General features: G+C 45.2%; 13 protein-coding genes and 14 tRNA genes. 16 read left to right on the top strand and 11 right to left on the bottom strand.

Annotated elements, in window-relative coordinates; translation table 11 throughout:
- Positions 1 to 44 precede the first annotated feature (44 nt).
- The 10 genes from L5L98_RS05620 to L5L98_RS05575 form a co-directional block, all read right to left on the bottom strand.
- Positions 45 to 1442 carry a TRAP transporter large permease gene (locus tag L5L98_RS05620; protein WP_028761090.1) on the bottom strand — a complete coding sequence of 466 codons (1398 nt, stop codon included), beginning with the start codon at positions 1440 to 1442 and terminating at the stop codon, positions 45 to 47.
- Positions 1442 to 2098, bottom strand: a complete 657-nt coding sequence (locus tag L5L98_RS05615; protein ID WP_173497702.1) for a TRAP transporter small permease — start codon at positions 2096 to 2098, stop codon at positions 1442 to 1444. The genes L5L98_RS05620 and L5L98_RS05615 overlap by 1 nt, the downstream gene beginning before the upstream one ends.
- Positions 2099 to 2157: 59 nt before the next feature.
- Complete coding sequence (locus L5L98_RS05610; protein ID WP_113941003.1) at positions 2158 to 3177, bottom strand: TRAP transporter substrate-binding protein; 1020 nt, start codon at positions 3175 to 3177, stop codon at positions 2158 to 2160.
- 467 nt (positions 3178 to 3644) lie between these two features.
- Positions 3645 to 3875, bottom strand: coding sequence for a hypothetical protein (locus tag L5L98_RS05605; protein WP_105252063.1), 231 nt, complete (start codon positions 3873 to 3875; stop codon positions 3645 to 3647).
- Positions 3876 to 4042: 167 nt separating this feature from the next.
- Positions 4043 to 4118 (bottom strand) — tRNA-Val (locus L5L98_RS05600).
- A gap of 28 nt (positions 4119 to 4146) precedes the next feature.
- Positions 4147 to 4222, bottom strand: a tRNA-Val gene (locus L5L98_RS05595).
- A gap of 28 nt (positions 4223 to 4250) precedes the next feature.
- Positions 4251 to 4326 (bottom strand) — tRNA-Val (locus L5L98_RS05590).
- A 48-nt stretch (positions 4327 to 4374) separates the two neighbouring features.
- A tRNA-Val gene (locus L5L98_RS05585) sits at positions 4375 to 4450 on the bottom strand.
- Between the two features lie 37 nt (positions 4451 to 4487).
- A tRNA-Val gene (locus L5L98_RS05580) sits at positions 4488 to 4563 on the bottom strand.
- Between the two features lie 44 nt (positions 4564 to 4607).
- A tRNA-Val gene (locus L5L98_RS05575) sits at positions 4608 to 4683 on the bottom strand.
- A gap of 608 nt (positions 4684 to 5291) precedes the next feature.
- Here L5L98_RS05575 and gltX point away from each other — a divergent pair.
- From gltX to L5L98_RS05530, 9 genes are all read left to right on the top strand, one after another.
- Positions 5292 to 6701 (top strand): glutamate--tRNA ligase, encoded by a 1410-nt coding sequence (gene gltX, locus L5L98_RS05570; RefSeq protein WP_105252064.1) that lies wholly within the window; start codon positions 5292 to 5294, stop codon positions 6699 to 6701.
- Positions 6702 to 6806: 105 nt separating this feature from the next.
- Positions 6807 to 6882: transfer RNA gene (locus L5L98_RS05565), tRNA-Ala, on the top strand.
- A 63-nt stretch (positions 6883 to 6945) separates the two neighbouring features.
- Positions 6946 to 7021: transfer RNA gene (locus L5L98_RS05560), tRNA-Glu, on the top strand.
- A gap of 117 nt (positions 7022 to 7138) precedes the next feature.
- A tRNA-Ala gene (locus L5L98_RS05555) sits at positions 7139 to 7214 on the top strand.
- Positions 7215 to 7344: 130 nt separating this feature from the next.
- A tRNA-Glu gene (locus L5L98_RS05550) sits at positions 7345 to 7420 on the top strand.
- A gap of 118 nt (positions 7421 to 7538) precedes the next feature.
- Positions 7539 to 7614: transfer RNA gene (locus tag L5L98_RS05545), tRNA-Glu, on the top strand.
- Positions 7615 to 7733: 119 nt separating this feature from the next.
- Positions 7734 to 7809, top strand: a tRNA-Glu gene (locus L5L98_RS05540).
- Positions 7810 to 7940: 131 nt separating this feature from the next.
- A tRNA-Glu gene (locus tag L5L98_RS05535) sits at positions 7941 to 8016 on the top strand.
- Positions 8017 to 8134: 118 nt separating this feature from the next.
- Positions 8135 to 8210: transfer RNA gene (locus L5L98_RS05530), tRNA-Glu, on the top strand.
- Between the two features lie 587 nt (positions 8211 to 8797).
- Here L5L98_RS05530 and L5L98_RS05525 read toward each other — a convergent pair.
- Positions 8798 to 10627: an ABC transporter ATP-binding protein gene (locus L5L98_RS05525; protein WP_113941006.1), complete on the bottom strand. Its 1830-nt coding sequence runs from the start codon at positions 10625 to 10627 to the stop codon at positions 8798 to 8800.
- A gap of 449 nt (positions 10628 to 11076) precedes the next feature.
- Here L5L98_RS05525 and L5L98_RS05520 point away from each other — a divergent pair, with 449 nt between their 5' ends.
- From L5L98_RS05520 to L5L98_RS05490, 7 genes are all read left to right on the top strand, one after another.
- Positions 11077 to 12768: a DNA-3-methyladenine glycosylase 2 family protein gene (locus tag L5L98_RS05520; protein ID WP_263139178.1), complete on the top strand. Its 1692-nt coding sequence runs from the start codon at positions 11077 to 11079 to the stop codon at positions 12766 to 12768.
- Between the two features lie 60 nt (positions 12769 to 12828).
- On the top strand, positions 12829 to 13386 hold the full coding sequence (locus L5L98_RS05515) for a methylated-DNA--[protein]-cysteine S-methyltransferase (RefSeq protein WP_014610850.1): 558 nt from the start codon (positions 12829 to 12831) through the stop codon (positions 13384 to 13386).
- A 47-nt stretch (positions 13387 to 13433) separates the two neighbouring features.
- Positions 13434 to 14717, top strand: a complete 1284-nt coding sequence (locus tag L5L98_RS05510) for a DEAD/DEAH box helicase (RefSeq protein WP_113941008.1) — start codon at positions 13434 to 13436, stop codon at positions 14715 to 14717.
- A gap of 72 nt (positions 14718 to 14789) precedes the next feature.
- Positions 14790 to 15260, top strand: a complete 471-nt coding sequence (locus tag L5L98_RS05505) for a dual specificity protein phosphatase family protein (protein WP_028761083.1) — start codon at positions 14790 to 14792, stop codon at positions 15258 to 15260.
- A 139-nt stretch (positions 15261 to 15399) separates the two neighbouring features.
- Positions 15400 to 16299, top strand: a complete 900-nt coding sequence (locus L5L98_RS05500) for a chemotaxis protein CheV (RefSeq protein WP_028761082.1) — start codon at positions 15400 to 15402, stop codon at positions 16297 to 16299.
- Positions 16300 to 16470: 171 nt separating this feature from the next.
- On the top strand, positions 16471 to 17697 hold the full coding sequence (sstT, locus tag L5L98_RS05495) for a serine/threonine transporter SstT (protein ID WP_113941009.1): 1227 nt from the start codon (positions 16471 to 16473) through the stop codon (positions 17695 to 17697).
- Between the two features lie 75 nt (positions 17698 to 17772).
- Entirely contained in the window at positions 17773 to 18297 is a 525-nt protein-coding gene (locus L5L98_RS05490) for a CIA30 family protein (RefSeq protein WP_131523161.1), read from the top strand.
- Positions 18298 to 18444: the final 147 nt, after the last annotated feature.

Below are 18444 nucleotides of genomic sequence, written 5' to 3'. Positions count from 1 at the left end.
TCTATCTGTAATCAAGGGGTAATCTCACAACCTTGAATTGCAGACTAATATCCACGCATCGAATCCAACCATTCAGGTAAGAAGAGTGAAATCTGTGGTACGTAAGTAATCAGGGCTAAGAAGGCTAGCATCACGAGTAACCAAGGCAGAACCGACTGAATCACCCAACCAATACTGCGCCCCGTGATCCCAGCGGTGACAAAGAGATTGAGTCCCACCGGCGGCGTTAGCATACCGATCTCCATGTTCACGACCATTATGATACCTAAGTGGATAGGATCTATGCCTAATTGCGTTGCAATAGGGAACAGAATTGGCGCCATAATGAGTACAATCGCCGATGGCTCCATAAAGTTACCAGCAGCAAGCAACAGTAAGTTAACGATGATCAGGAATCCCCAAGCGGGTAAACCCATGCTAACAATATACTCAGCAATAATGTGAGGGATACGTTCTGTGGTTAATACATGCGCAAATAGCATAGCGTTAGCTATGATAAACAGCAGCATGATACTGACCTTGGCACCATCGCGCACAACATGACGTATGTCTTTGTCGATAGGCGTTTTAATCAGTCCTAAGAACATATGGCCTAAGTTACGCGCAGTTGCTTTGGCTAAGTTTTCACCTTGATTACGCCATGCCACGTCTTTTAATGGCCCGATATCACGGTAGCCAAATACCGCAATAAGGTAAGCATATACACAAGCCACAGCTGATGCTTCGGTTGGGCTAGCGACGCCACCATAGATAGAGCCTAATACGATAAAGATGAGTGCTAATCCACCCATTGCCTTGGCACTTGAAATCCCCAGTTGTTTAACGCCAGGGAAAGGACGTGAGGGCAAGTTTTTAAAGCGGGCAACGATATAAATGACGATCATCAATATAAATCCCATCATTAAACCTGGGATTAAGCCTGCCATAAACATTTTTGCAGCCGACACTTCAGTTGCTGCGGCATACACTAACATGACGATTGAAGGTGGGATCAAAATCCCGAGAGTTCCAGAGGTCGTGATCACGCCTGCAGCAAATTTTTCGGGATAACCAGCTTTTACCATGCCGACTATGACGATAGAACCAATTGCCGCAACAGTCGCAGGAGATGATCCAGAAACTGCAGCAAACAGCATACATGCCATAACGGATGCCATTGCTAATCCACCACGGACATGTCCAATACTGTCCATGGCAAAATCGATAATCCGTCTAGCGACACCACCCGTTGATAGGAAGGCGGATGACAGAATAAAGAAGGGGATTGCGAGTAAAGTGTAATGCTCTGATGAAGACTCATACAGCTTGAGTGCAACTGAAGCTAAGGAGTCATTCGAGAACAATAAAATCGTCAGCATGCTGGAAAAACCTAATGCGATAGCGATAGGCATACCGAGAAACATACATACGAATAGGGCGGTAAATAGGGTTGCAATAGCCATTATTTAGCCTCCTTTTGGTCAGAGACTGGATCTACTTTAGCGTTTTTAGCGCTCTCATCGATTAAATGCATACTTTCTTTCGCTTCATCGGCAAATTGGAAGCCTGAGACTTGGTCACGCAGAATGGCGATAAAGAGTTCGACGAAACGCCAAGTCAACATAAAAAAGCCAATGATTAAAATACTTTGAGATAACCAAATCGGTATTGCGCCGTCTTCAATATCGATTTTTAAAGTGTTCCAAGCAAAATCTGGATCAAGGCTTTTTAATATAAATTGTGGGAAATGAATGTCTTCCATAGGCAAACCGATTTGATACATCTGGCTTAAGTAATCCCAACTGCCTTTTAAAAAGAGTCCGCAATAGACGATACAAACAAAGGCAGTAATAAGAGATACTATCTTTTTAGCCTTTGGCGCTAAATTTTTAACAAACGCATCGACACCAATATGGGCACCGACTTTAACCCCATAGGACATACCAAATAACACAAACCAACCGCAAAAGGTTAATGTAAGTTCTTGGATCCAAAGAAAACCCGTGTTGAAGAAGAAGCGAGCGACGACTTCTGAAAACACTAGCAGCGTCATCAGAGTGATCAATAAATTGAGCACACCTTCTTCAATATAACCAAATATTCGCGATATCACAGCCATAATCCCCTCGCTGAAATGGCCGCCTAAGCTCGGTTGAGCTTAAGCGGCTATCATCATTATTATTTATTTGCAGCTACAGCAGCATCAATCACATCTTTACCGATTTGATCTTCAAACTTAGCCCAAACAGGTTTCATTACCTCAACCCATTTTTGACGTTCAGCAGGAGACAGCGTTACTAACTGTGAACGTTTAGAATCAAGGATTAACTGTTTGTCTTCATTGTCTTTTTCAGCGGCAATCTTGTTACCTAATGCGATAGATTCGTCTAAAGCTTCTTTGATGATCTTACGTTTGTCAGCAGGTAGACCTTTCCAGAAAGTGTCAGAGGTAACGACCATATAGTCGAGAACACCGTGATTACTTTCAGTGATTTGGCTTTGCACTTCATAGAACTTTTGTGAATAAGTATTTGACCAAGTGTTTTCTTGACCATCGATAGCGCGGGTTTGAAGTAGGGTAAATACTTCAGAGAAAGGTTTTTTCACAGGGATTGCACCAACAGCATCAAACTGGGCTGCTAGAACATCAGATGCCATAACGCGGAATTTTAAGCCTTTTGCATCAGCAGGATTTTTAAGTGGTGTGTTAGATGAGAACTGTTTCATACCATTGTGTAAATAACCCAGACCGACAATCCCTTTACGGCTCATGGAGTTCAGTAATGTTTGACCAGCTTCACCTTGTTGGAAACGGTTCACGGCATCCATATCATTGAATAGGAAAGGTAAATCGAATATTTGTAGACGTTTAGTGTAACGCTCAAACTTTGAGAGTGAAGGCGCGACAAATTGTACGTCGTTTAACAGCAGTGCCGCTAGTTCGTTGTTATCCCCAAATAACTGTGAGCTAGGAAATACACTGACTTTGTATTCACCTGGTAAACGTTGTTCAACGAGTTCTTTAAATTTAAGTGCCATTTGGCCTTTAGGTGTGTTTTCTGCCACTACGTGTGAAAACTTAATTTCAATCGGTTCTGCAAATACGTTAAAACTGGTCGCAAATACGGAGGCAACAGCGAGCATTTTGACTAAGGTTTTGAGTGGACGGGTCAATCCAGTTTGTTGATTCAATATCATCTTGAGTTCCTTTTTCTGTTGTTAGGATTTGTCCTCAGTCTTGGTTAGTTTGTTACCAAGTTTGAGTAGGAATACAGCCTTGATTTCCCTGAGGTCTGTCTTACTAAAGGCAAATACCACGCCAACTTACACTGGCTTCTGTAAGTGTTTGGTTACTAAAGTGTAGTTCATTTGATGTTTGTCACACTTTTAGTTTGTTGGGTGAGATCTCGCTCACAGTGATTTTGTGTTTGGGTGGAAACCCACCCATAGTGAAGATCGGCCCCAAATTGACGGCTCTTGTCGTTGCAGATAAATTAAACAAACTTAGTTATTTTGAGATCAAAAAAAGCCGTAAAAGTATGCGATATAACGACAAATATTGTGGTGGGTTGCTTTAGGAGAAGAAGTGTAGGTGAGATGTGAAGTCTATGGAGGTTAAGTCGATAGCTATCGTAGTCAATCAAGACACAATTCATTTGATGCTGTTAGTCATCCTCTAAAAGAATACGTTTAAGGATAGCATCGCTAGGTAACAAGGCTAAATGGCCTTGTTCATCAAAGTACCAACCGGTAATAAAGCCTTTTTGGCGCATGCTGACGAGATTATGCATGACTTCCCGCGCTTCTTTTAGAGCCGTTTGCTCATCGCAGGCGTGGGTATGCTTTAAATAAGTGGCAATATTGGCAAGAGAAGCGGATTGACTGACGCTGGCCATAATGTTGATCTCCAAAAATGCTAAAGCAGAATGAAATCAGGCTGAGTGTCGATAGTGCTTAGTATTTAACGAAATATAAAATGCCGAATAGCATAACTTATTACTCGCTGATTGAGATCAAGCATAGTTGAGTCAGCGCGTGGGTAAAGTTTATTGGGGGAGATATATGGTGGTCGCTACTGGGCTCGAACCAGTGACCCCCTCCTTGTAAGGGAGGTGCTCTCCCAGCTGAGCTAAGCGACCTGGGATATAACGTGTGTGTTGCAGAATATGGTGGTCGCTACTGGGCTCGAACCAGTGACCCCCTCCTTGTAAGGGAGGTGCTCTCCCAGCTGAGCTAAGCGACCTGGGATATAACATGTGTATTGCAGAATGTGGTGGTCGCTACTGGGCTCGAACCAGTGACCCCCTCCTTGTAAGGGAGGTGCTCTCCCAGCTGAGCTAAGCGACCTGGGAATTCTTAAACTACACAATTTTTAAGTCATTCTTCACTAAAGAATGGTGGTCGCTACTGGGCTCGAACCAGTGACCCCCTCCTTGTAAGGGAGGTGCTCTCCCAGCTGAGCTAAGCGACCTGGGAATGACTTTTACACACTAATACATTAAGTTATATGGTGGTCGMTACTGGGCTCGAACCAGTGACCCCCTCCTTGTAAGGGAGGTGCTCTCCCAGCTGAGCTAAGCGACCTGGGATATAACATTTTGTATGCCATAATTTCTTTGTAGAAAATATGGTGGTCGATACTGGGCTCGAACCAGTGACCCCCTCCTTGTAAGGGAGGTGCTCTCCCAGCTGAGCTAAKCGACCTCGCTGTGTGGAGCCGTATTATAGGGAGGTTCGATTTAGTGTCAACGCTTTTTAGTGAAAAAAGCATTGGTCGCGCTATTTTTGTCCACATTGGCTTAATGCTAATCACGCCGCCGATCAAAGTGTTATTTAATTCGCCAGTCAATGGTACGTAATTCGGACGCTCGCGATTAAATATGGGTTGAACTCATTCCATTCACCGGACTTTTTTGTGGTAAAAGTGCTGAGGAAGTGAGTGATTTTTAAAAATTAGTGCATTAATGGCATGAGTATATTGATAGTGTATAGATACGCGTGTTCGATGGCGCAGATATTTATAGTCGAAGGAATATAGGTGTAGAGATTTAGGGGTTGAAATATAAAGCCTGAAAAATCATCTCAAGTGTTAGCATTCATCAATGGTGGTGATCGCAATAGTGCCACCTTTATATATCGCTTTATATTGGCTTCCCTATAAAAGGGAGGGATTCGCGACACGATTTAACCAGATAAGTGATACTGTGAAGCTTGTCCCATTTGCAGCGCCTGCTTTGACTGTTAGAATAAGCCCACTTTTTTTATCGTGATTGTCTTTATCTAGACGACTTTATATAGGTTAGTGTCCCATTATGACAACTAAGACGCGTTTTGCCCCTAGTCCTACCGGTTTCTTGCATGTTGGTGGTGCCCGTACGGCACTTTATTCTTGGTTACAAGCCCGTGCAAATAACGGTGAGTTTGTATTACGTATTGAAGACACTGATATTGAGCGTTCGACTCAAGCTGCTTGCGATGCGATTTTAGAAGGCATGAACTGGCTAGGTTTGACATGGGACGAGGGCCCATATTACCAAACTAAGCGTTTTGACCGTTATAACGAAATCATTGCTCAAATGTTAGAAAAGGGCACAGCGTATAAATGTTACTGTTCACGTGAGCGAATCGATGCCTTAAGAGAATCACAGGCCGCTAACGGTGAAGCACAAAAGTATGATGGTTGCTGTCGCGACTTACCCGCTCGCGAGACTGATGAACCATTTGTGGTGCGTTTTAAAAATCCAATCGGTGGTTCAGTGGTATTTGATGACCATGTTCGTGGTCGGATTGAATTTTCTAACGATGCATTAGATGACTTGATCATCGCCCGTACCGACGGCGTACCAACCTATAACTTCTGTGTGGTGGTTGACGATTGGGATATGGGGATCACTTGTGTGGTGCGTGGTGAAGACCATATCAACAATACCCCGCGTCAAATCAACATTCTTAAAGCATTAGGGGCGCCGATCCCAGAATATGCACACGTATCTATGATTCTAGGTGATGACGGCGCTAAGTTGTCTAAGCGCCATGGCGCTGTTAGCGTAATGCAGTACCGTGACGATGGCTATTTACCAGAAGCCCTGCTGAACTATTTAGTACGTTTAGGTTGGTCACATGGCGATCAAGAGATTTTCTCATTAGAAGAAATGAAGCAATTCTTTAAGTTGAGTGACATCAACAAAGCCGCTTCTGCTTTTAATACCGATAAACTGGTGTGGTTGAACCAACACTATATAAAGAGCCTAGATCCAGAATATGTGGCAACACACTTACAATGGCACATGGACGATCAAAAAATTGATCTGTCAAATGGCCCAGCATTAGCTGAAGTGGTCACTGCATTAGCTGAGCGCGCTAAGACTCTAAAAGAGTTAGCCGCATCTAGCCGCTATTTCTATGAAGATTTTGCTGAGTTTGATGAAGCACAGGCGAAAAAGCATTTACGCGGTGTTGCGTTAGAGCCATTGCAACTGGTGCAACAGAAATTATCGGCATTAACTGAGTGGACAGCTGAAGCTATTCATCAGGCAATTGAAGATACAGCGACTGAATTAGATGTGGGTATGGGTAAGGTCGGTATGCCTTTACGTGTTGCAGTAACAGGGGCAGGGCAGTCTCCAGGCTTAGATATCACACTATTTTTAATTGGAAGAAGCCGTTCTGAGCAAAGAATATCCAAAGCGATTGAATTTGTAGCAGATAGAATAAATTCCTAAAAAAACGAGTTGACACTTTTAGGTGCGCTGCATAGAATGCGCCACGCAGTTGAGACACAGTCGAGCAAATGCTTGCAGTGCACTTAAATGTAGTTCGATAGGTTTGGGGTTATAGCTCAGCTGGGAGAGCGCTTGCATGGCATGCAAGAGGTCCACGGTTCGATCCCGTGTAGCTCCACCAAACTTACCGTAGATGTTAAACGGGAACCTTTTCTAGTGAAAAGTTCAAATTAATATGTCCGGGGTCCCCTTCGTCTAGAGGCCTAGGACACCGCCCTTTCACGGCGGTAACAGGGGTTCGAATCCCCTAGGGGATACCATCTATATTTTATAGAGAGTGGTTCCTAGCAAATAACTAACGTGTTGTTTGGTAAGAACAAAGTCTAAATTTCTGCTGATACATATACTGCTAAAGTTAGCTGTGTTGACAAAAATTTGGGGCTATAGCTCAGCTGGGAGAGCGCTTGCATGGCATGCAAGAGGTCCACGGTTCGATCCCGTGTAGCTCCACCAATTTACTGCCTTATTAAGCAGAAACGAAAGTTTAAATTAATACACCCAAGGCACACTTCGCTACTTAGAAGAGTGCCTATGATACCGTAGATGTTAAACGGGAACGTTAAGTTCAAATTAATATGTCCGGGTCCCCTTCGTCTAGAGGCCTAGGACACCGCCCTTTCACGGCGGTAACAGGGGTTCGAATCCCCTAGGGGATACCACATTTTGGTTCCTAGCAAATAACTAACGTGTTGTTTGGTAAGAACAAGGCATTTGCTTCCTAGCATACTGAAGTGAATGTGTTACAAAGCTCGGTTACGAGTTAAATCATAAGTCCGGGTCCCCTTCGTCTAGAGGCCTAGGACACCGCCCTTTCACGGCGGTAACAGGGGTTCGAATCCCCTAGGGGATACCACATTTTGTGTTCCTAGCAAATAACTAACGTGTTGTTTGGTAAGAACAAGGCATTTGCTTCCTAGCCTACTGAAGTGAATGTGTTACAAAGCTCGGTTACGAGTTAAAACATAAGTCCGGGTCCCCTTCGTCTAGAGGCCTAGGACACCGCCCTTTCACGGCGGTAACAGGGGTTCGAATCCCCTAGGGGATACCATCTATATTTTATAGAGAGTGGTTCCTAGCAAATAACTAACGTGTTGTTTGGTAAGAACAAGGTATTTGCTTCCTAGCCTACTGAAGCGAATGTGTTACAAAGCTCGGTTACGAGTTAAATCATAAGTCCGGGTCCCCTTCGTCTAGAGGCCTAGGACACCGCCCTTTCACGGCGGTAACAGGGGTTCGAATCCCCTAGGGGATACCACATTTTGGTTCCTARCAAATAACTAACGTGTTGTTTGGTAAGAACAAGGCATTTGCTTCCTAGCCTACTGAAGTGAATGTGTTACAAAGCTCGGTTACGAGTTAAATCATAAGTCCGGGTCCCCTTCGTCTAGAGGCCTAGGACACCGCCCTTTCACGGCGGTAACAGGGGTTCGAATCCCCTAGGGGATACCAATTTTAATCAAGGTTTATCGAAACTTTGGTTAAAGACAATAAGCCACCTCAAGGTGGTTTTTTTGTGTCTGAATTTTGAATATTAAATCGAGATCTCCCCGATTCATTTACGAGTCATACGCCCCGAGTTATTTGCCGAATTTACCCACCAATTCAAACCACCTAAATAAAAATGAATGATGCTTCGAGAGGCTTACTTAGTGTGGTGAAGTCATTCTGTTCAATCGTGTGATAAGAATTATTTAAGTGTTTTCCTGCTTAACCTTGCGCTAATCCAGGGCTAAAACTCACCTTTCGGATTGTTCAGTGTGTTGGCACTTTGAATGCTGCCACTTTCAATACTGATAAGTTGAATCGTTAATCGCGATTTATCTCATGCTTCCAATCGCTAAACTAGCGCAATTTGAAGTGAACCGTTCTTACGGTAGCTATTGTAATAGCTGAATAGCGTATCGTTGCGGTGAATATGCGGGCGAGTGTAAGAGTGAAGCTTTGTGGGAAGAGGGCAGAATTAGGTGGAAACTTATTTGAGATAAAAAAGGTGACACTCACTGCTGAGTGTCGCCTTTCGTCATCTTACCTTTGGCTTAGTCTACACCTAAGAATCCACCGGTTTGGTGGGCCCATAATTGAGCATAAATCCCGCCTGCGGCGATGAGTTCATGGTGCGTGCCTTGCTCAACGACTCGGCCTTGATCTAATACAATTAACCTGTCCATCGCGGCAATAGTAGAAAGTCGATGGGCAATCGCGATCACTGTCTTGCCTTGCATTAATTCATATAAACTTTCTTGAATGGCGGCTTCGACTTCAGAATCTAGCGCAGATGTGGCTTCATCAAGCAGTAAAATAGGCGCATTTTTTAATAAAACCCGCGCGATGGCGATACGTTGCCTTTGGCCGCCAGAGAGTTTTACGCCACGTTCACCCACTTGGGCATCTAAGCCATGATTACCGTTAGGATCACTGAGTTCCTGAATAAAGTCATAGGCTTGAGCTTGTTTAATCGCGCGATCAAGTTGCTCTTCACTGGCACTGGGATTGCCGTAAAGAATATTCTCGCGAATGGTGCGGTGCAAGAGGGAGGTATCTTGGGTCACCATGCCAATTTGCGAACGCAGTGAATCTTGCATAACCATCTTGATGTCTTGGTCGTCAATATTAATCTGACCTTTTTCAACATCGTAGAATCGCATTAGTAGATTCACTAGGGTCGATTTACCCGCGCCAGAACGCCCTACTAAGCCAACTTTTTCACCTGCTTTAATATTCAGATTCAGATCTTCAATCACGCCAGTCTGCTCACCGTAATGGAAACACACTTGGTTGAAATCAATCTTGCCATGATTGACGACCAGCGCCTTGGCGTTTGGCTCATCTTGGATGATCGTTGTTTTCGATAAGGTGTTCATTCCATCGGTAACCGTGCCGATATTTTCGAATAACGAACTGATTTCCCACATTATCCACTGTGACATGCCGTTTAAGCGCAGTGCTAAACTGACCGCAATGGCGATGGCGCCGACCGTGATTGCGCTATCGGTCCATAGGGCTATCGATACTGCTGCAATACTAAAGGCCAACAGATAGTTGATGATTTGCACGCTGACGCTGATGCCCGTCACTAAGCGCATTTGGCGATAAACCGTGTCTAAAAATATCCGCATACTGGATTTGGCGTATTCGGCTTCTTTTTGCGTGTGGGCGAATAGCTTCACTGTGGTGATGTTGGTATAGCTGTCGACGATACGGCCTGTCATGGTTGAGCGCGCATCGGCTTGCTCGGTAGAGACACTTTTTAGTCTAGGCACAAAGTACCATTGCAGACCAACATACAGTGCAAGCCAGACGAGCATAGGTATGACTAAGCGCAGATCAGCGCTGGCAATCATCACCAGCATAGAGGTGAAATACACTAAAATGTATACCAACACATCGAGCAATTTCATCACAGTTTCGCGCACGGCTAAGGATGTTTGCATCACTTTCGTGGCGATTCTACCAGCAAAATCATCTTGATAAAACGATACACTTTGTTTTAGCAAATAACGGTGTGCAAGCCAGCGGATCGACATAGGATAATTGCCGAGCAAGGTTTGATGCATGATAAGCGCATGCAGTAATACCAATATTGGCATCACAATTATCACCATACCTCCCATCAGCATTAAGGTCGTGCCTTCGTCTTGGAATAAGGTTTCGGGATTTTTTTTCACAAGCCAATCCACTAATTGGCCCATGAACCCGAACAGTGACACTTCAAGCATGGCCAGCATGGCGGTCAGCACTGACATTAAGATCAGCGGCAGTTCGTAGCCCTTAGTGTAGTGGCGACAAAAAGCATAAACCCCTGTGGGTGGTTTAGTGGGTTCATCATCGGGTAGGGCTTCAACCCAGGATTCAAATCGTTTAAACATGAATTAACTCTATGGTGAGATAAAAAATAGTTGGCTCTAGCATATACCCAAACAACCTGAAGATGCAGGATTCAGCGGGAATTTAACGCACTTTAGGCAAGGCGGTTATTTGCAGACCTAGTGGACTAAGTTAAAAATAACCAACACGGCATAAAGTGCGTTACCCCGTGGTTAACATCAGCCGCCGGGACGGAGCGTCTAGGACACTCCACTTCCGTGTTGCACCAATTCAAAAGGTGGCCGACATTCTGTCATTGATGCGCCTTGAATTGAAGCACCCTAAACGCTCTGAAACTCGTATCTTCAGGTAGCTTGGGTATATAAGATTTCATGCCCTAAAAGCATTGAAATGATTGAGTTCCGTTTTCCGCTAGTGCTATATGCTAGTTTTACGTAAAGTAATGAACAAGAAATTAATTGTGAGCGAATATTGTCGGGCGTGATGAAAAATGAGTACAGATAGAGCGTCTGAGAGTGCAAATAAGCGTGATGAAATAGATTCGGTGCATTCGCTGGAGTCCAGTTCGGGGCAACTTTCTGCGTCCATTTGCCGTGAAGCGAGGATGAGCCGTGATCCGCGGTTTGATGGTAAGTTTTTTGTGGGCGTCTTAACAACGGGCATTTATTGCCGAACTGTGTGTCCTGCTGTGGCACCAAAAGAGCAAAATGTGCGTTATTTTGATTCGGCCATTAAAGCCGCGCAGGCGGGATTACGCCCATGTTTACGTTGTCGGCCCGACAGTGCGCCGGGATCGAATCCTTGGAAGGGGACTGGCACAACGTTATCGAGGGCCATTAGCTTAATCGAAGCGGGTGCCTTAGCGGGAAAGTCATCGGGAGAGCCAGCCTCGACAGTAACACAATTGGCTGACCGATTAGGGATCAGCAGTCGTTATCTCAATAAGCTCTTTACCGAAGGTTTTGGCACTTCGCCAAAACAATATGCCTTATATCGGCAGTTACTGTTTGCTAAACAATTATTGCACCAAACCCAATTACCTATCACTCAAGTCGCGATGGCGGCGGGTTTCAACAGTATTCGCCGTTTCAATGAGGCGTTTAAGCAAACCTTGCAATTGACGCCGACCCAGTTAAGAAAGAGTGCATTAACCAAAGCGGCAAAGGAGTCCATGATTGAGCCATCAACAGGATTAGGTGAGATTGATACTATGGGTGAATTTGTGCCTCACTATGGATTAACCTTGTATCAGTATTATCGGCCGCCATTGGATTGGACATCACAGCTGGCGTTTTATCGATTACGTGCAGTAACAGGGATGGAATGGTTCACACCGCAGATGAGTCATCCACAAGCGAGCGATGTCGTTGGCGATGAGGCGTCCGTGGTAGATGAGGCCAAAGCTGGCGATAATGGGCTCGAATATGGTCGCTGTTTTGCCCTAGGTAAGATGCGCGGCACAGTGCACATTATCCATGAGCCTAAGCTAAATCGCTTCAAACTCGCGATAATGTTGACCGAAGATTCCCCTGTCGATGAGCTGCAATTGCTGGTCACTGAAGTGCGACGCATTTTAGATCTCGATGCGGATATGCTGCAGATTGAACAAGGCTTAAGTGCGCTACCAAGTTTAGGATTAACACCGTTTTCGGGATTACGCATTCCCGGTGCAGGCTCCTTATTTGAGGCGGCCTGCCGCGCGATTTTAGGTCAGCAAGTGACGGTAGTGCAGGCGACTAAGCTACTTAATCAATTGGTTGAAGCCTATGGCGAGCGCTTTAATCTCAATGGGTGCGAGTATCGTTTATTTCCTACACCCGAGGCCATTCGTGAGGCGAGTCTAACAGAGCTAAAAATGCCCGGCGCTCGTAAATTAGCTCTCAATGCGCTCGCGGCGTTTATCTGCGATCATCCTGAGGCGAGTGTCGATGATTGGCTCAGCGTTAAGGGCATAGGTCCATGGACGATAGCCTATGCCAAGCTTCGCGGTTTGGGCGATCCCAATGTGTTTTTGCATACCGATTTGATTGTTAAAAAGCATTTGCTGGTCTTGTATGGCAAGACCCATAGGCTGGATGAAGCCGCTGCGGGTGCGGTTAACTACCTGCAGCTGTGCCAGCAACTGAGTCAAGAGATCGCGCCTTGGGGCAGTTATTTAACCTTTCAACTTTGGCATCAATAACGACGTAAAACGATCTAAATTGATAGAGATAAATGTAAGACATAAATAGAGAGATAAATTATGAAGCATGCGATTCGTCAATTGAGCCAAGCGCCGAGTATTGCTGCGTATCAGCCCTGTGCCGTAGATACTTTTATGAGTCCTGCCGGAATATTGCAGTTAAATGCCAATGCCTATGGGCTGAGTCATTTAACGGTTGTCGGCTCGGATCGCACTGAGATTGCGCTTGCTAAGGTGAGTGAGGATGTCCTCAATCAAGCTAAGGCGCATATTAGTGAAACTCAAGTGCAGCTCGCGCGTTATTTTGCAGGTGAACTGATTGAATTTAATGTAAAGCTCGCACCTAAAGGCACTGAATTTCAGCGTGAAGTTTGGCAAGCTTTGCTCAATGTAGATTATGGTCAGAGCTGCAGCTATGGGCAGATTGCCGAGCAAATTGGTCGGCCTAAGGCGGTGCGCGCCGTGGGCGCGGCCAATGGTGCGAATCCGATTGCGATTATCGTGCCTTGCCATAGAGTGATAGGCAAAAATGGCAAGTTAACGGGTTACGCCTATGGGCTTGCGATGAAACAGCAGTTATTAACGCTGGAAACTGCCAAGCATTGCCTCGATATTTAAGCTAGAATAGCCGCCTATTAAGATATTGGTGAGCAGTTAAACTTTCTATGACTCAGGCTTCTTCCTCTGCGGCAAGCTTTGCCCAACTCGGCATTATTGCACCTTTGCTAAATCGATTAACCGAATTAGCGTATGTTTCGCCTACACCAGTACAGGCGGCGACGATCCCCGCTGTGCTTGCGGGGCGCGATGTGTTAGCCGGTGCTAATACGGGCTCGGGTAAAACGGCAGCCTTTGCCGTGCCGCTGTTGCAACAACTTGTTGACGCAAAAACAGAGGATAAGACAGGCGCTTGTGTTCGTTGTTTGGTCTTAGTCCCAACCCGTGAATTAGCACAACAAGTCGCTGACAGCTTTTTATCCTATGCCTCACATCTCAATGGCAAGCTAAAAATTGTGGCTGCGTTTGGCGGTGTGTCGGTGAATGCGCAAATGCAGAGTCTACGCTCTGGTGCCGACGTACTCGTAGCAACGCCGGGTCGTTTGTTAGATCTGTTGTCCAGTAATGCCATCAAACTCAATCGTGTCAGCGCCTTAGTGCTAGATGAAGCTGACCGCATGTTAAGCCTTGGTTTTACTGAAGAATTAGCTCAAGTGCTCGACGCTTTGCCCGTCAAGAAACAAACCTTATTATTCTCTGCGACATTCCCTGAAGAAGTCCGTGAGTTAACGGCAAAACTGCTTAATAATCCACTTGAATATCAATTGCAAAGTGAGCAAGAAAGCACGATTCATCAACGGGTGATTACGGTTAATCGTCCGATGAAAACCGCATTATTGGCGCATCTGATTAAAGAACATCAGTGGTCACAGGCGTTGATCTTCGTGAGTGCTAAAAATACTTGTAATCACTTAGCGCAAAAGCTGTCTAAACGTGGGATCACAGCCGAAGTGTTCCATGGCGATAAAGCCCAAGGTGCGCGTACGCGGGTGCTCGATGGCTTTAAAAATGGTGAGATCAGTGTGTTAATTGCGACCGATATTGCCGCCCGTGGTATCGATATCGATAAACTGCCTGTGGTGATCAACTTTGATTTACCACGAAGCCCTGCAGATTATATGCATCGTATTGGCCGTAGTGGCCGCGCCGGTGAAGCAGGCTTGGCCGTGACCTTGATTTCCCATGAGGATTATCACCACTTTGGCGTGATAGAGAAAAAGAACAAACTTAAGTTAGTGCGTGAGCAAATTGTCGGTTTTGAAGCCGATGATGAAATGCCAGCCGAACTGTTAGAACAAGCTAAACCTGTCGCCAAGCCTGAAGGTATGGGTAAAAAAAAACGTAAACAGTTACCGCCTGCCAATGCTGAATTTTGGGGTAAAAAATCTTAAGTCGTTGGAAACAAGCTATTCTTAGCTTATCTCTGGCGTTCCTTGTCATCTCACTTGTCGTAGGTAAGGTTTATGCAACACTTATTCTGGTTAGTTGAAGGTAAAGTCGCAGGGCGCAGTGGCCCTAATAAAGATCCTTGGGATTTACAAGCGCTCAAAGAGGCCGGTATTGGTGCCATTCTGTCGGTCAATGGGGGCGAGGGCTGCGAGCCGAGTGCGTTTAAGCAGCTTGATTTACGTTACGAATGTATTCCCTTTTCGCGCAATGTGCCGCCCCAAGATGGGGATGTGGCGATTTGTGTCGCTCAGTTGCCCAAGGCACTCGCTTTTATTCAGCAATGTGAAGCCGATGAGCTGCCTGTAGTGATCCATTGTCGCTCTGGCAAGGATCGCACCAGTCTTATCATGGCCTATTACTTGATGGTCAATGGTGCAGCGCCATTACATGCTGTGAGCCAAGTTCGTAATATTCGCGATATCGCTTTTACTGCCGAAGGTTGGGATCAATTCGCCTTTGATGTCTTGTATGCATTGCAAGACTAAGTATTTGTCGGCGATTGGCGTCGAACCTATTAATAAATAGGTAATAATAGTTTCATTCGTTTGACCTTAGTCATCAAAATTTTACTGTGTTAAGGTTAAGCTATCCGAAGGTTGTTTTTAGTGAGTTATTTATCTAATTATGAAAAGTAAGGCAAGTCAGTCACAGGGATTACTACTGTTTCGGTTATCACAGACTCAAGTGTTTGCCTTAGGCACGTTGAAAGTGCGTGAGCTGGTGCCGTACACACAGCTAAGCAAAATTCCCCAATCTCATCCGACGATTCTTGGCGCTTCAACTATTCGTGGCCATACGATTCCTATCATAGATATGGCGGCTGCGATTGGTTATCGGCCGATAGCTCCTGAAGAGCGGGAAAAATGCTACATCATCATCACTGACTGTCAGCGGATGATCATTGGCTTTTTAGTGCGTGGTATCGATAAGATTATTGAATGTAATTGGCGCGATATTGAGGCGCCTTCTGCCAATTTGGGCAAGAATGCTTACTTGACTGGCGTGACCCGTTTTGAGGACCAGTTAGTACAATTGCTCGATGTTGAGTTATTGCTGTCGAAAATTTTCCCGAATAACCCACAGGCAAATCGGGCAATCTTGACCGATGTGCAGCGTGAGAAACTCAAACCCATGAATATCCTGTTAGTGGATGATTCTAAGGTGGCACGTAAGCAGTTATCCGACGCTCTTGATATGATCAACATCCCTTATCGAGTGACCGCCGACGGTAAAGAAGCCTTAGTCATGATGGAACAAGCGGCACTAGAGCATCACCCCATAGATATTCTGGTGAGTGATATTGAGATGCCGGGACTAGATGGTTATGAACTGGCGTTTGAGGTGCGTGATAATCCACTGACCGCCAAGGCATACATCATTTTACACACGTCTTTATCCAGCGAAATAAGCGTGAGTCAGGCCCACCAAGTGGGGGCAAATGAAGCGCTGACTAAGTTCGATGCCCACGAGTTGATTGATGCCATGTTGCGTGGTGCCGATTTAGCCATGAAGCAGCGCCAATAAGGCGCTTGTTAGTTTTTTGTATGCTTTTTGCGGGACAAGGGTAATTTAGTTAGCTTATTTCCCCGCAAAACTAGACAAGTCTAGTCACATCCTATAAAAACCTTATTGGCCTCATTTCCGAAGGTGCGCGTTGGGGATCTCAACCGAAATATAATAACGACAGGTTAAACCATGAAACAAGAATCATCATTATTAGCTAAGTTGGCTAATGGCAGTCTCGTATTACAAATCTTATTAGGGATTATCGCTGGTGTGGTGTTAGCGAGTTTTTCACCCGATAGCGCAAAAGATATCGCCTTCTTAGGCAGTTTATTTGTTGGAGCACTAAAAGCGATTGCTCCAATACTGGTATTTATCTTAGTAGCATCGTCGATTGCCAATCAAAAGAAAAATACGCAAACCAATATGCGCCCAATTGTGATCCTGTATTTATTGGGTACCTTTGCCGCGGCGTTAACTGCTGTGATTTTAAGCTCTATTTTCCCCACGACTTTAGTTTTGGTTGCTGGTGTGGAAGGTACAAGTCCTCCACAAGGTATTGGTGAAGTGATCCATACCTTATTATTTAAACTGGTTGATAATCCAGTGAATGCGTTAATGACGGGCAACTATATTGGTATTCTTGCTTGGGGTGTGGGTTTAGGTTTAGCCTTACATCATGCTAGCGATTCGACTAAGCAAGTATTTGCCGACATGAGCCACGGCATTTCGCAAATGGTGCATTTCATTATTCGTTTAGCACCTATTGGTATTTTTGGTTTAGTTGCTGCGACGTTTGCTGAAACCGGTTTTGCCGCAATTGCGGGTTATGCGCAGTTATTGGCTGTGTTATTAGGTGCGATGGCCATTATTGCGTTAATCGTTAATCCTTTAATTGTTTACGTGAAGATTAAACGTAATCCCTATCCGTTGGTATTTCGTTGTTTGCGTGAAAGTGGCGTGACGGCATTTTTTACCCGCTCGAGTGCGGCGAATATTCCGGTGAATATGGCGCTGTGTGAAAAATTAAATCTGCATGAAGACACTTACTCAGTCTCTATTCCCTTAGGTGCCACCATCAATATGGGCGGCGCGGCGATCACTATTACGGTATTGACCTTAGCTGCGGCGCATACCTTAGGCATTCAAGTCGATTTACTCACCGCATTGTTATTGAGCGTTGTAGCCGCTATTTCGGCTTGCGGCGCCTCGGGTGTAGCGGGTGGTTCATTACTGTTGATCCCACTGGCTTGTAGCTTGTTTGGTATTTCTAATGATGTCGCCATGCAAGTGGTCGCTGTCGGCTTTATTATTGGTGTGGTTCAAGATGCTGCCGAAACCGCATTGAACAGCTCAACTGACGTTATCTTTACCGCTGCTGCTTGTGAAGCTGCTGAGAATAAAGCTAAACTGAGTTAACGAGTGCTGTTATTCGTATTGAAAAGTATTATGGAAGCAGTCACTTAGGTGGCTGCTTTTTTTATGGGAGTCGTTATGATCTTTTTTGATTTTAGAGTGCGAGATGCTGCAAAGCCCTGGTATGGGATAAATGACACTGTGATGGGCGGTTTGTCCCGCAGTAAGATGACGGTGTCACCTTTAGGCTATGGAGAGTTTAGCGGCCATGTGTCACTGGCAAATGGCGGCGGGTTTGCTTCGGTGCGTTGTGAGTTTAACCCAATAGATGTCAGTGGGTTTACTGGGATCTATGTCGAACTTGATGGCGACCGACCTAAAGACTATAAAGTGAATTTAAAGGATGTCGACACCCCCCAAAGCACGGTTTATCAAGCGCCTATGCCCGCGCCCAGTCATCAAACGTTTGGCGTGAGTGGCGCTAGAGTCTTGAATTGGCAGCGGATAGAAATTCCCTTCAGTGACTTCTTGCCCCAATGTCGGGGTAAACCGATTTCCCGAGTGGCAATAGATTTAAGCCAAGTCTGCAGTCTAGGGTTAGTGATTGGTGCCCAGCAGAGTGGTGATTTTTCTTTGAAAATCAAAGAAATTGGCTACTATTAGCGTTTATAGTTGGTTTCTTATCATGAGTTTTTTGCCCCTAATTGCTTATCCCTAATTGCTTGCTATTGATGGTGCGGGCATCTCTAGGCTTCATTTAAGAAAAAGGATAAGGCCGAGGCACTTATCCTTATGGTGGGCAGGGCAAAG

This window comes from Shewanella sp. SM23 (genome assembly GCF_025654295.1).
GTDB classification, from domain to species: domain Bacteria; phylum Pseudomonadota; class Gammaproteobacteria; order Enterobacterales; family Shewanellaceae; genus Shewanella; species Shewanella oncorhynchi.
Note: the sequence above shows the minus strand (reverse complement) of the source record. Positions and strands in the feature narration are given on the sequence as shown.

Excerpts from the sequence above, each read along its gene's own strand:
- L5L98_RS05490 (WP_131523161.1), top strand. The coding sequence starts at position 17,773 with ATGATCTTTTTTGATTTTAGAGTGCGAGATGCTGCAAAGCCCTGGTAT.
- L5L98_RS05505 (WP_028761083.1), top strand. The coding sequence starts at position 14,790 with ATGCAACACTTATTCTGGTTAGTTGAAGGTAAAGTCGCAGGGCGCAGT.
- L5L98_RS05510 (WP_113941008.1), top strand. The coding sequence starts at position 13,434 with ATGACTCAGGCTTCTTCCTCTGCGGCAAGCTTTGCCCAACTCGGCATT.
- gltX (WP_105252064.1), top strand. The coding sequence starts at position 5,292 with ATGACAACTAAGACGCGTTTTGCCCCTAGTCCTACCGGTTTCTTGCAT.
- sstT (WP_113941009.1), top strand. The coding sequence starts at position 16,471 with ATGAAACAAGAATCATCATTATTAGCTAAGTTGGCTAATGGCAGTCTC.
- L5L98_RS05520 (WP_263139178.1), top strand. The coding sequence starts at position 11,077 with ATGAGTACAGATAGAGCGTCTGAGAGTGCAAATAAGCGTGATGAAATA.
- L5L98_RS05605 (WP_105252063.1), bottom strand. The coding sequence starts at position 3,875 with ATGGCCAGCGTCAGTCAATCCGCTTCTCTTGCCAATATTGCCACTTAT.
- L5L98_RS05500 (WP_028761082.1), top strand. The coding sequence starts at position 15,400 with ATGAAAAGTAAGGCAAGTCAGTCACAGGGATTACTACTGTTTCGGTTA.
- L5L98_RS05620 (WP_028761090.1), bottom strand. The coding sequence starts at position 1,442 with ATGGCTATTGCAACCCTATTTACCGCCCTATTCGTATGTATGTTTCTC.
- L5L98_RS05525 (WP_113941006.1), bottom strand. The coding sequence starts at position 10,627 with ATGTTTAAACGATTTGAATCCTGGGTTGAAGCCCTACCCGATGATGAA.
- L5L98_RS05615 (WP_173497702.1), bottom strand. The coding sequence starts at position 2,098 with ATGGCTGTGATATCGCGAATATTTGGTTATATTGAAGAAGGTGTGCTC.
- L5L98_RS05610 (WP_113941003.1), bottom strand. The coding sequence starts at position 3,177 with ATGATATTGAATCAACAAACTGGATTGACCCGTCCACTCAAAACCTTA.
- L5L98_RS05515 (WP_014610850.1), top strand. The coding sequence starts at position 12,829 with ATGAAGCATGCGATTCGTCAATTGAGCCAAGCGCCGAGTATTGCTGCG.